At 40.7% G+C, this 13,578-nt stretch carries 9 protein-coding genes; 1 reads left to right on the forward strand and 8 read right to left on the reverse strand.

Features of this window, described 5'->3' with window-relative positions; translation table 11 throughout:
- Positions 1–15: 15 nt before the first annotated feature.
- The 4 genes from CTER_RS26290 to CTER_RS27340 form a co-directional block, all read right to left on the reverse strand.
- Entirely contained in the window at positions 16–2,271 is a 2,256-nt protein-coding gene (locus CTER_RS26290; RefSeq protein ID WP_004631273.1) for a glycosyl hydrolase family 28-related protein, read from the reverse strand.
- Between the two features lie 4 nt (positions 2,272–2,275).
- Positions 2,276–3,160, reverse strand: coding sequence for a carbohydrate ABC transporter permease (locus tag CTER_RS26295; RefSeq protein ID WP_004631261.1), 885 nt, complete (start codon positions 3,158–3,160; stop codon positions 2,276–2,278).
- A gap of 9 nt (positions 3,161–3,169) precedes the next feature.
- On the reverse strand, positions 3,170–4,081 hold the full coding sequence (locus CTER_RS26300; protein ID WP_004631085.1) for an ABC transporter permease: 912 nt from the start codon (positions 4,079–4,081) through the stop codon (positions 3,170–3,172).
- A gap of 76 nt (positions 4,082–4,157) precedes the next feature.
- Positions 4,158–5,783 carry an extracellular solute-binding protein gene (locus tag CTER_RS27340; protein WP_004631048.1) on the reverse strand — a complete coding sequence of 542 codons (1,626 nt, stop codon included), beginning with the start codon at positions 5,781–5,783 and terminating at the stop codon, positions 4,158–4,160.
- Between the two features lie 418 nt (positions 5,784–6,201).
- Between CTER_RS27340 and CTER_RS26310 the strand changes: the two genes are divergently transcribed.
- The gene (locus CTER_RS26310; protein ID WP_004631225.1) at positions 6,202–8,457 is read left to right on the forward strand and encodes a helix-turn-helix domain-containing protein; all 2,256 of its coding nucleotides are present in this window, start codon (positions 6,202–6,204) and stop codon (positions 8,455–8,457) included.
- Between the two features lie 385 nt (positions 8,458–8,842).
- Here CTER_RS26310 and CTER_RS26315 read toward each other — a convergent pair whose 3' ends face one another.
- The 4 genes from CTER_RS26315 to CTER_RS26330 form a co-directional block, all read right to left on the reverse strand.
- Positions 8,843–9,715, reverse strand: a complete 873-nt coding sequence (locus CTER_RS26315; protein WP_004631229.1) for an aldose 1-epimerase family protein — start codon at positions 9,713–9,715, stop codon at positions 8,843–8,845.
- A 330-nt stretch (positions 9,716–10,045) separates the two neighbouring features.
- Positions 10,046–10,885, reverse strand: coding sequence for a carbohydrate ABC transporter permease (locus tag CTER_RS26320; RefSeq protein ID WP_004631199.1), 840 nt, complete (start codon positions 10,883–10,885; stop codon positions 10,046–10,048).
- Positions 10,886–10,901: 16 nt separating this feature from the next.
- Positions 10,902–11,843 carry a carbohydrate ABC transporter permease gene (locus tag CTER_RS26325; RefSeq protein ID WP_004631265.1) on the reverse strand — a complete coding sequence of 314 codons (942 nt, stop codon included), beginning with the start codon at positions 11,841–11,843 and terminating at the stop codon, positions 10,902–10,904.
- Positions 11,844–12,072: 229 nt separating this feature from the next.
- Positions 12,073–13,416: an ABC transporter substrate-binding protein gene (locus CTER_RS26330; protein WP_004631065.1), complete on the reverse strand. Its 1,344-nt coding sequence runs from the start codon at positions 13,414–13,416 to the stop codon at positions 12,073–12,075.
- Between the last annotated feature and the right edge of the window lie 162 nt (positions 13,417–13,578).

Genomic DNA, 13,578 nt, shown 5'->3' on the forward strand with positions numbered 1-13,578 from the left:
GAATTTTCATCAACGTTAATCCTTTAATTCCCCGATCTTATACAGACAAGGGCGTTCCCATCCAGGCGTGGTAATTATGTTTCCCTCGGGTGTTGTTTCGGTGAGCATATGCCAGTCTCCGGCCGGATACCATGTTCCGCTGAAATATCCCGAACCGTGTCCGGTAAAGTTTATACGGTAGTCGTTCATCAGCGCTATGGTAACATTGGTACTATTTTCAATATGATACAGCGAACCTCCCGGATAAGTGGATGCATCTCCCCCGCTGCCAAATATGGCAATGTTGTCTGAATCACGTATCAGCACATTGGGAGTATTACATTCGCTCTTTAGATTATATATCCGCACATTGCTTGCATTAATAATTTCCATTTCATATTCGGAGCGTGAATGCTCAGGGTTACAGGCATAAATGCTGAATGGGTTTTTGGTGCCCTCTATACGCAATATGCGGTAACCTTCTCCGCCCTGTGTTATATCACACCAGAAATTGTACCAGCGTCCTCCGCCATTGTCGCTTACAATAATCCATGGATGATGCCTGTCTTTTGTAATCCATGTAATGCGATATGCGGGGTCCATATAAAACGTAAAATTACGCAGGACAGAATTGCCTCCCACACGCCAGTGCAATGCATATACCATGGGTAATTCTCTCGCGGTTACCAGACCGCAATAAGCCAGAATCAGCTCTGCATTTGCAGTATCAGGCGTATCCAGAGCCGGTATGGGTTCATTGGCCTGACCAAAAATACCTTCAGGCTTTTGAGTGACTATAATTTGTGAAAGATTTTGCGCTACTCCTATTAAGCGTGTATTGGCACGCAGTTTCAGTGTTCTTGTTATCCGATAATAGCCTTTGGGCAAAAACACCGTATCCCCAGCATCAATTGCTGCCTGCAATGCATCGGTATCATCCCCGATACCGTCACCGGCAGCACCATGACATCTTTTAACATCCCACTGCAGTACATCCTGCCAAATCGGCAGATGGTAAAGATGCTTTTCCATAAGATTTTTGGGTGGTTCAGCTTTCAGTACCGGTTTCGCATACGTGCAAGTGTCAAGTTTTTTTCGGTCCACATAGACCGGTGCTGTATAAATGCCTCCATGATCAGGCATTGAATCAATACCATGGGCAAATTCCTCTACCTTGCACCACCCGGCCGGATTTGCCTCCAGCTTTGTTCCGTCCGGATTGCATACCGCATGAGATGCATTTTTTACATATACATTACGCAGATAGACACTTTCACGGCTGCTTACCGCCGCTTGAATCTCTCCCTGTTTCGGCGGGTTGTCAAATTCAATGGTACTGTCTATCATGGCAAGCTGTCCCTGCTGGATAAACATGTATGTACCGCCATATGAAACCACCGGAGGTCTGGGTGAGTCTGTAAGAATTCTGCAGCCGACAAACTCCACACCCTGTTTGGCGCCGGCTACAATGGCATGATTCCTCTGATGATCAAACACAAAACCGGACATTGATGAGCCTGGAGTACCTTTGGATATATCAATACCTATACTGCCGCCCCTGATAATATTCTGAGCATGACTTCCGCCGTTGCCGGCACAGCCCCAGATTCCGCACCAGCCATCGCCCACATCAATAACGCAGTCCTCAACAGCTGCTCCCTGGGCGGCATAGCACCGTATGCCGATGGCGCCATGGTTTCCCTCACCGATTACTATGTGCAGTCCTGTCACCATGTTCATAATGCTGGCCGGAGCAGCATTGTTCTCCGAGCTGTGTCCAAAGAAAACATCAATTACAGGTCTATGTGTTTCAGTATAGGTAAAACGTTCGGTATTGGGTGCCAAAACTATTTTGGGCCTCAGAGTTTCTCCATTGGCATCAAAATTTCTTTGTCCCGTAATAACCACCGGAAACATACGCGGCACAGTGCGGTATTCATCGTAAGGATAACCTTCCCACCAAATATATTGCTGTGCATAAAGAGTATCGGTTACGGTATAAGTTCCCAGTGGAATATAGCATACAAGCTGATAACGCTGTGCGGCGGCAAGGGCTTCATTCAGTGCGGCAGTGCTGTCCAGGACACCTGTGTTATCCGCGTTGAAAGGAGGTTTTGTTACGTCCAGCAGTCCCAATGCCTGCAGCGGCTGTTCCTCCAGGGAGAATGGATTTTCAAAACGAATACCTCCGGCATATGGTTCCAAATCCGGCTGCCGGCTCACAGGAACCGGGCCTTCGTAGGTTTGCTCCGGATATGGAAAAGAATATGCTATCTTCTTTGTAAGTTTCATTACTTTACTCCTTTACAGAGCCAATCATAACTCCCTTGGCAAAATATTTTTGTAAAAACGGATAAATAAGCAAAATAGGTAATGTAGAAACTACTATGGTACAGTATTTCAACAAGCTGAGAGTAAGTGCATTATTCACGTCTTCTCCGCCCGCCGCCGTTACATCCATCATACTGCCGCTCAGCAGTATTTCACGTAAGAAAAGCTGCAGAGGATACTTTCCCCGTTCACGCAGAAAAATCATGGCATTAAACCAGGAATTCCAATGTTGAACTGCGTAAAATAGTATAATTACTGCCATAGTACTTTTAATTACAGGTATAAAAATGCGGAATAAAATTCCAAAGTCGTTGGCACCGTCGATTTTGGCTGCTTCCTCAAGACTGGCCGGTATCTGGGCCATGGAAGTACGCATTACTATCAAATTCCACGTGTTGATAGCCACCGGTAAAATAAGTGCAAGACGGGAATCATAAAGTCCAAAACCCTTAACTGTAAGATAAAAAGGTATAAGACCTCCTGAAAAATACATTGTAAAAACCACTCCCATGGTTAAAATACGACGAAGGTAAAAACCTTTTCTCGAGAGTACATAAGCACCCATGCTGGTTAACAGAAGATTTATTGCCGTACCGACAATTACGTAGAAAATTGTGTTCATATAGCCTTTTCCAATGTTCGGATTGCTCCATACCATTTCGTAGCCCGATAGGGAAAATCCCTGCGGCCAGAGAAGAATACCCGTATGCCTGACCAGTTGAGCCGGGTCGCTTAATGAAGCAAAAGCAACGTATACAATTGGGTATAAGAATACCAAACTCAATACTCCCAACAGCAAAACATTAAATAAATCAAATATCTTTTCAAAATTGCTATGTTTTACTACCATCTCATCACCTCACCACAAGCTTTCGCCGGTAAACTTTTTACACAGCCTGTTAGCAATCCACAAAATTACAAAATTAATTACCGAGTTAAACATTCCTACAGCTGTACTGAAACCATAATCCATATCCAAAAGGCCCCGGCGATAAGTGAAGGATGAAATAATATCAGCCCTCTCCATGATTGTTGGATTATACAACAGGATAACTTTTTCATATCCAAGGCTCATAATATTACCGATTCTCATAATAAATAACACAATGATGGTAGACATCAAGGAGGGAATTGTCACACTTAATATCTGGCGGAAACGACCGGCACCATCAATGGTAGCCGCTTCATACAGTCCGGGATCTATGGAGGATATGGCCGAAAGATAAACTATACTGCCCCATCCGATTGTCTGCCATATATCGGTGGTTACAAATAGCGGCTGAAACATTTTCGGCTGCATCAAAAAAGTTTTTGGCTCAATTCCGATATAACTTAACAGTTGGTTTACAAGCCCTGTGGAGGAAGTAAAATCGCTTATAAGCCCACAGACCACCACAAGTGATATAAAGTGCGGCAGATAGCTTAAAGTTTGCACTGTTTTCCGGTATCTTTTCCATCTTAATTCATTAATCAGAAGGGCCAACAGTATAGGTGCAGGGAATCCGAATATAATCAATTTAAGACTGAGTAAAATTGTGTTTCGCAAAAGTCTTGTAAACTGGTAGTCATGAAAGAAATTGATAAAGTTTTGAAAACCTACCCATTCGCTGCCCAAAATACCTTTGGCAGGAGCATAATCCTGAAAGGCAATAACCAGACCTCCCATTGGCAAGTAGCAAAAACAAATATAAAATGCTGCTACAGGGATGGCCATAAGGTATATATATTTGTTTTTTATTATATCTCGCTTTAAATTTTTTAGTATAGACATTGCGACCTTCTTTCCCATAAATGCTGGCAGAGTGAAGCGGATTTACTCCGCTTCACCTCCGCATTTGTAAGTAAAATCAGCGTTTTAAATACCTGCCGAGTGCGTCCTGATAAATTTTTATGGCGTCGTTGATACCCATTTTATCCATTTGTTTTACGTAGCTATCAAATTTATCAAGTGATTCTGCGCCCATAATGAATTTGAGTACCATTTCATTGCGATAAACATTTGCAGTACTCATTATGTTGGAATAAGCTTTTGCTTCATCTGCAGTAAGAGTTACCGGCGGCATGGCCAAATCAGCAGTGCACTGCTCGGTCCATGCGATTTTTTGTTCCATTACCGCAGGTTTTCTCAATGTACCCGGGTTGGCATATGCTCCATAGCGCAATTGCGGGAACGACTGCATTTTGTACAAAAACAATGCTGTTTCTGTGGAAATGTCGGGATTATTAAGAACAGTATCTGTAAATACCGGCTTACCTTCCTGCAAGGTGTAACCCTCGCCCTCCAGTCCGAAATTATACAAAAGAGAGCCTTTTTCCGAAAATGCGTAATCCAACCAGGCCACAGCAATTTCAGGGTTTTTGCACTGAGTTGAAATACTTACTGAATTGGCAATAGGAGATGCTACGGCATCAAATGCACGATAATTGATTTTATCTCCCTCTTTTAAAACAGGGTATGGTGCAGTTACATAATCTATTTTTTGACTTCCGAACAGGTTGGATGCGATATCCACAGAACCTACCATGGCACCCGCTTTGCCTGATGTGATAATGGCATTCAGGCCCTCTTCGTCACGTGCAGGAAAATCTGCATCAATTAAACCATTTTTGTACCAGCGGTTTATTAGTTCAAGATAATCTTTATAACCCGGCTGTATAGCACCAAGCTTTACAGTTCCATTGTCATTATAAAGACTGGGGCCCATGCCGTAAGCCGAAAGGAATACTCCCCAGTGATCTTCACCGCGATTTTTAAAGCCCTCTCCAACCGGAGCACCTGCAAAATTGAAAATCAATGGTGTGGAGTCCGGATGATTTTTCTTCATAGCTGTCAGCATTTCTTCCCAATCACTGATTGTTACAGGTGTATCGAGGCCGGTCTCCTTCAGCCAGTCAGCCCTGATGGAAGGACCATGCCAGCATAGGTTGTCCTGGCGCATAATAGGCAAAATCGCAGACATAATGCTGTTGTCTGATGAGCACTGCCGTGCGGCATCCGGGTTATTTGCCAGCAGCTTGCTGTAATTTGGTGCATACTTGGCAATCAAATCATTCAGTTTTATAAAAATACCATCTGCAACAGCTTTGTCACCTCCTCCGGAATAAAAGCTTATACCGCCCATAACCATGTCAGGGTATTCATTGGAGGCAATCATCAGGTTAAATTGTTCAACCTCCTGTCCGATTGCGGGATGTATAAATTTGATTTTTGTATTGGTTATCTTCTCCATCTCCTGAAAAACATGACTGCCGCTGAAATCAGACATAACCTTTGAGGCATTTACATTGAACCCGCACCACATGGTAAGCGTCGCTGATTCCTTTAATGGAAAAGATACGTCTTTGGCTGTGGAAGCAGTATCGCCGGCAGTGGACTGAACTGCAGTATCCGTCTTTCCTGAGTTGCCGCAGGCTGTCGAATAAATAAGAATGATACACAGAATGACGGACAAAATTGCTCTCTTCATTTTCATAAATCTATTCCTCCTTAGATAATAAAAAGATATTTATGACATCCCGCTTTTCGGCGGGTTATCAACATTATAAGATGAAGTCATTATTAATTATCTTTCAAAACAACCCTTTTTAATAATCATTGAATGTGCGGTATTTATATGGTTCCTGATATTTAAAGACATGCAATATTTTTTCAATATATTATGTATACATAAACTTAATAATTGACTAATTGATTTAAATCTTTTACAATGGCACTTATAATAGTAAGCTAGGTTGGAGTGTAAAGTAAATGTCCTTTTTTTGACCCATTTCATCTCATTTTTTGGGTAATTTGCACAAAATGCAATATGTTTTTTTATAAATTTTACTATAAAATTATCAATTTTTTCTTCAAATTATCATTTTGTAACTTAACAGAAAGGGTTTCCTATTATGAGAAAAAACAGTTTTCTTATCAGACTGAAAGCAGGGAGCTTTTACAAAAAATTACTGATTTCCTACATTGTATTACTTTTAATAGTTGCATTTGTTATTTCCATTGTAACGACAAAATTAATTAATACCATTTCAGATTATACAGTCGAATCAGGCAGATACTCGGTATCCCAATATCAGGTTCATCTGGAAAATAAATTACGGGCAATAGAAAGCCTGCCGACAGATCTGCTTTTCGATGACCGGGTAAAAGCTTTGTTGTCACATAAAGGGGATTTTGACCCTCTCATAAGATATGGCTTTACAGAAATCATCTCCAAGCTGAATAGTTATAAATTTTTAAACGGATATATCAAATCAATATTTATATATTTGCCGGAGCAGCAATATATTATAACCGGTAATTCTGTCTATACTGTGGAACAGTGGAGTTATCAGTATCTGCGCAGTGATTCTTTTTTCAATATTTTAAACAGCTACAATTATAATAATTGGTACACTTTGGAGGGGGATGGAGAATATGCGAAAACAACTGCAATGATATGCTCTCTTCCATTGGGTGAACATTCAGGCACCAAAGGAGCTCTATGCATAATTATCGATCCCGCTAAAATTTCCTTTGATTCATCCATATCGGCAGATACCAGCGATTGTCAGATGTTTACCTTTAACCCAAATGGTAACATTATGTTTTCAACCCAGGATAAAGATACCCTGTTAAAAAATTACCCTGTGAATATAAGTGAACTGACTCCGGGTGTACATAAAAAAGAAGGATATGCCTTCTGTGTGGCACACTCATCGGAGTTTGATTTAACCCATGTGGTAATGCTTCCTCTCACAGACTATGAGCAAACACTTACCGCCAGTACAACTATTGCAATAACCTGGATTGTTCTCCTCCTACTTACATGTCTTATTGTGAGTCTCGCCCTGGCGAGGTATAATTATAGTCCCATACAGCGTATTGCAAAGCTGATGGATACTGAAAGGCACGGTGTTCAGGAAAATGTCTCAAGTTTGGAATATATCGAAGCCTCCATCAATCAGTTATTGGCCGAAAGAAAGCAAACCCGGGCAGATATGGCCGTTAACAAGCAACAATATATGGATGCTTTACTTACCAAACTTATTCATAACGAAATACTGAATGAAAGCTTGATACATGAATATATGGAAAAGTTCGGCCTGGAAATCAAAGGTGAATATGTTCAGATTATATATATACAATGTGATGAACCTTCTCTGCTGCGACAATCCAAGCTGCTGTTGGAGCAGGTTTTAGTTTCAGATATGAATATGGAGTTTGACTTTTATTTGCTGGATGGTATGAACAATTTTAAATTGTTTCTATTCCTGAAGTCCAAATATAGCGGTTCAAAAATATACGGCACTTTGGAACATCTCTTTGCCGAACAGCTGGACAATATAATTGTATCCATGGGTGAAATATACAATGGGCTTCCGTTATTGAACCTGTCCTACGAAGAAGCAAAAAAGGTTGCGGATTATATGACCTTTTTAGGCTTGCATGGTATTATGCGCTATAGTGAGCTGAACCAGGCAGACCACTTTAACGAAAACAGCCTTGTGTTTGAAACATGGTTCAGAAAATTTGCCAATCTGATCATTGATCAGAATCTTTCTGCCGCGCAAAGTATTCAGGGACAAATATTTGAGGAATTAACGAGTAAACAGTACACACTTCAATTTGTCAAATGCAAAATTTTCAGTTTTATAGACCATACAATATCAGTTATTGGGGGAATGGATGCCAGTTACGTCAATAATATATGGGAAGACTTTTCATTGGCAGACAGGCTGTTGAACTGTATTACCATAGAAGAGTTGGAGAAGGAATACCACGCAATTTTCAGTTTTTTATCAAATATACTTTTATCGTCTGCATCCAAAATGGATGTTATTGAGCATATACGCAAAATAACCAATGATAATTATCTCAATCCCGATTTTAATGTATCATTTGTTTCAGACCAGTTGAATGTAAGCCATTCCTATGTATCAAAAATCTTTAAAAAGGAAACGGGCAAGAATCTGCTGGACCATGTACATCAGCTGCGCATTGCATATGCCAAGCAATTAATGGCCGATAAGCCCAATCTTACGCTGGCGGATATTGCTTGCCAGAGCGGATTTTATAATGATGTCACATTGATAAGAGTATTTAAAAAATATGAAGGTATTACACCTGGAAAGTACCGCAGTCAGCTTGAACGCCTCTCTAAAACATAAAAAGCATTAATGCGTTGTGCTAATTAATTTAGATTTGCTTTACCTGTGTAATTCTTTATATCAACTGGTAACTTCCGTACTAACTTCATAAAATAGATGCACCCAAAACAATTACGAAAATTGTATCGCCTCATTATAAAGCGATTTTGCTGTCGCTCAAACTCGACATCCTGTCTCGATTTGAAGCTCAAAGCAGCGTCCTGCTGCTTTGCCGGCAAAACCGCTTTACTTTCGTCGACAATTATCGCAATTGTTTTTAACCGTGCATCTATTTCATGAAGTTGTCCTCACGTACCATTTGATTCTAATTGAATCTATCTGCAAAGCAAAACAAAATTTCAACTAGCACAACGCGTTAACTTACTCAAGAATGATAAAAAAATTTCTATTTAACTTCAATACTATAGCCGCACTCAAATAACCCGTTAGGGGCAACGGATAAAATACCTTCCCTGTCCCTTATATCTTCAACCCTGTTTTTTGAGGAGGTTATCCCGCACCATGGCTCAATGCATACAAAAGGTGCACCTGTTTCCGGCGACCAAATGCCCAGATAGGGATAACCGCTGAAGTTCACCTTGACAGTTCTGCTGTTTTTAGTGTTTTTTAATTCAACGTAATTTGATTCAAGCCCCTTCATTATGACTACCCTGTTTTCAAATAGTTTCGCGGAAAGGCTTACAGTATTTTCATTACCCATAAATAATTCCTGCCTACCCGTTTGTAATCCGTCCTCGACAAATCTTCTGTTTATATGCTCCCTTTTTTCAAAGGCAAGATAATAATCTTCCATAGTCTCATTCTCAAACAGCGGGCATCTGAAACCGGGATGCTCACCTATAGAAAACCACATTCTTTCATTGCTTCTGCTCACAATCTTGCGTTGTATTTTTACCCTGGAATCTGCAAGCTGATAGCTCACGTACAAATCGAATTCAAACGGATATTTGACAAAGGTTGCCTCGTTAGCCAAAAACTTATATAACAAGCTGGTCTCATTACTTTCAAGCAATTCAAAAGTACAATCCTTTATAAATCCGTGAAGCTCAATTTCATATTCTCTTCCCTTATACATATATCTGTCTTTTTCAAAAATGCCGACAATCGGAAAAAGCAAAGGGGCACGCCTTTTCCAATACTTAGGGTCCCCCTGCCACAGAAATTCCAGACCTTCCTTCCTGGTTTTAAGGCTAATGAGCTCGGCACCGATTGAATTTACCTCAACTGCTATGTCAGCGTTAAAAATTTTAGAAATCATTGTCTTACCCCCGTAAGCCTTCCGGCTGTAAAATGTTTTATTTGATCCAATTACCCTCTATCGACAATGTATTGTACATTGTCAATAGAGGGTATATTTAATTATACTCACAGTCAGGATATATCCCAATGAAGTATCCTGCCGACTATATACACAAAATTGCCTGTATTTAAGGCAAGCTAGCCCCATATACCATATGGAAAGTGCTTTTTACTTCCTACAACAATTTAAGAGCAGGTACACAACCTTTTACCATGGCTGTGTACCTGCTCTTAAATTGTATGCAGTAAGCACTTTGTGTGCCATCATTGTTTGAAGTTTGTAAATTGATTACCCTTTTACAGCACCCGCAGTAAGCCCTGCCACCATATATCTCTGCAGGAACATAAACAGAATCAATACGGGAATTGTTGCAGTCACACAGACAGTCATTACGTTGGCCCAGTCATATGCGAATTCGCCCATATATCTCATTGAGATTCCCGAAGGCAAAGTCCTCAGTTCATCCTTGTTTACCAGGGTTATGGAATACAGCAGGTCGTCCCAGGCCAGCAGGAAGGTGTATATTCCAACAGCCAGGAATCCGGGCTTTGCCAGCGGGAATATGATTCTCCACAGTATGCCGAACCTGCCACAGCCATCAATTCGTGCGGCCTCTTCCAGGTGTATGGAAATATCGTCGAAGAAGCCCTTTATCATCAGTATCGAGAATGGCAGGGACGCGGTTGTCATGGCAAGCACAAGTCCAAACCTGTTATTCAGAAGTCCGTAATTCTTATACATCGTATAAAGCGATATCAGCAGTGATACTACCGGAAACATCTGAGTAGACAGGATCAGCAGCATAATCAGGTTCTTGGCTCTGAACCTGAATCTTGAAAAGCCGTATCCGGCAAACATTGCCACAAACATAGTGAGCACTGTTGCTCCTCCCGATACTATAAAGCTGTTTTTATAATAGGTTAAAAAATAATTCTCGCTTAACAGCTTTACATAGTTTTTTATTGTGGGGTTTTGCGGAATCCATTCCGGAGGTATTTTAAACAGCACACTGTTATCCTTGAAAGATGTGGAAATCATCCAATATACCGGAAACAGCAGGAATATCAGGAATACAACCAGCAGAACCCTCGTAGAAACAAGAGTAAAATAGTCCTTTTTATTGTTCATCTCTATAACTACCTCCCTAGTCCTCTCTCAATGAAAATAATTTATTGTACCCCCATGAAAAGAGGATAAGTATCAGAAGCCACAGTACGCCTATTGCGGCACCTTTGCCCAGGTTAAGCGATGTAAACGCAGTCTGGTAGCTTAAAATGGCAAGGGTTGTTGTTGCCATAACCGGTCCTCCGCCTGTCATGATCCAGAAGAGGGGGAACATTTTAAAGTTCTCGATAACTGCAACCAGAGTTACTGTCTTAATAACATTTGCAAGGAAAGGAAGCGTTATATGAAAAAACATCTGTTTTTTGTTTGCGCCGTCAATAACTGCTGCTTCATACATGTCTTCAGGTATACCCTGCATGCCGGATAGCAGCATGATAGTCATAAACGGAAGCTGCCGCCATAATGCAGCTATCATTACTGAAGGCATGGCCAGTTTTAAATCCGAAAGCCAGGTCTTGGGCTCGTTTATTATTCCGGTCCCCATCAATATATGGTTCATAACACCATACTGTGGTTGGAATATCCACATCCACAACAGTGCTACAACTATTGTAGGTACTATCCACGGTATAAGTACCAGAGTCCTCAGAAGTTTTCTTCCGGGAATGTTCATGTTAAGGATCATGGCTAAAGCCATACTCAGAATAAACTGTATAATAACCACACTTGAGGCATAAAAAACGGTATTTTTTAATGCTGTGCCAAAATCACCGGTTGAAAATACATCTCTGTAATTTGCAAAATTATTCCATGCAGCTGATTTAATATTTGTTAATGTAATATCAAAGAAACTCATATAAACCGATTTCATAATCGGTATAAATATTGTGAAGCACAAAAGAATAAAAGCAGGTGCCAGAATGGTTATCAAAAAAATCCTGTCCTTAACGCTGTTGGATAACAATAACCTGTTTTGCCTGAAACTTATGGAACTTGCTTTTGCGCTGTTTTTCCCACTCATTTTAACCTCCATGTCCCCATATGTGCATGGTCAATTATATTGACCTCAATGAATTATCCCATCGGACACACAAAAAGTATTTTCAATACTTTTTTATGGGGTTAAATTTATTTTATTGCGGCAAAAATATGATGATTTTTGTGGCAGGTATTTTAAGAGGATAACCTGTAAGACCCATCGAGAGGTCTATCAGGTCATCCTCCCAAAAAAATTTGCAAAGCGCCGGCAATTATTTAAGCAATCCCTTCAGCTTTGCATCCAGGTCCTGTGCTACTTTTGCAGGCTCTTCCTTGCCAACGGTCACTCTTTGAAGAGCTGTGGCAATTTCAAGATATCCCTGCTCCATTCCCGGATTATTTGCAGGCAGAGGCTGAATGTAGCTATTCAACTGTTCTACACAAATCCTGGCAAAATCACTGTCATTAAGGTCAGGATCGGCACTGAGTGATTTTCTTGCTGAAAGCACGTCATTGCTCTTATGATATTGCGTAATCATCTCTTTACTTGTTATATACTTGAGAATATCAGCTGCCTGGGTCTTAACCTTTGAATCCTTCGAAATGACAAGTCCATGAGCTTCACCGATGGATACGCTTTTTCCGGTCTTATTGACAGGAACCAGGGCAACTCCCCAGACCTTGTCATAAGCTTCTCCCTTGCCGCTCAAATTTCTGAATACTGCCTTTCCGTAGTAACCGTCCATATACATACCAAGCTGGCCGATTGAAAACAGATTTCTTAAATCTTTCAGCTTGGCACCTGCAGGTGATAAGCCCTCATTTGAAATTGTCTGATAGAATTTAAGAGTTTCTATTACTTCCGGAGTATTAACATTTACTTTTGAGTCCTTATCATATACCGAACCATTAAAGCTGTATATGTTTCTAAGCGCGACCAAACCATTTATAGGCAGTTTGTCGGTGGCCTCCCCGAAGCCGTAGATTTTATTTCCGTCATCAGCCTTAACCTTTGATATGGTTCTTGCCATGTCAAGCATTTCATCGTAGGTTTTGGGAGGAGCTTCAGGGTCCAACCCTGCTTTTTTGAAAATTTCCTTATTATAATAAAGTACGTAGGGTGAAGGAGCCCATGGAATACCCATCAATTTCCCGTTATACGTATAGTCCGCCTTGTAGGAATCGATGATGTCATCTATGTATTCCTTTCCCAAAAGGTCATCAAGGGGTTCAACAATATCCGAAGTTGCATAGGTGGAAAACCAGGCCGTATGAGTCTGAATGATATCAGGCGCATTTCCGGAAGCTGCCATTACAAATGTCTGCTGCTTTATATCTCCATAAGGGATTCCTACATATTCTATAGTGGTATTGGGGTGCAGTGCCTTATATGATTCGGCTATCTGTTCAAAAACTGGCTTTGTAGCTGCTTCACTCATTCCCCAGTTTGCAAACTTGACCGTAACAGGAGTATTATCACTGGTCTGTGCCGCTGTCTGAGGGGCTGTTGATTGGGAAGCTGAAGAATTCTGTGCCGCTTTTTCTTCACTGCCGCATCCTGCCAGCATGGAAACCGAGATAATACCTGCCAATAGTAAACAAGCTAGTTTTTTCATAAATCTTCCTCCAGAATTATTTTGTTTTTTAAGTGCCGGCCACTTTGTGTTTTCATTTTGTCACATATGTACCAATAAGTAAATTTTACATTTAGTGTTTTTATACAAAAAATCTTACTTTTTATATGATACATTTTTTACTTTGTTGTATATTACCTTACT

It is taken from the genome of Ruminiclostridium cellobioparum subsp. termitidis CT1112, from assembly GCF_000350485.1.
Classification (GTDB): Bacteria; Bacillota; Clostridia; order Acetivibrionales; family DSM-1351; genus Ruminiclostridium; species Ruminiclostridium termitidis.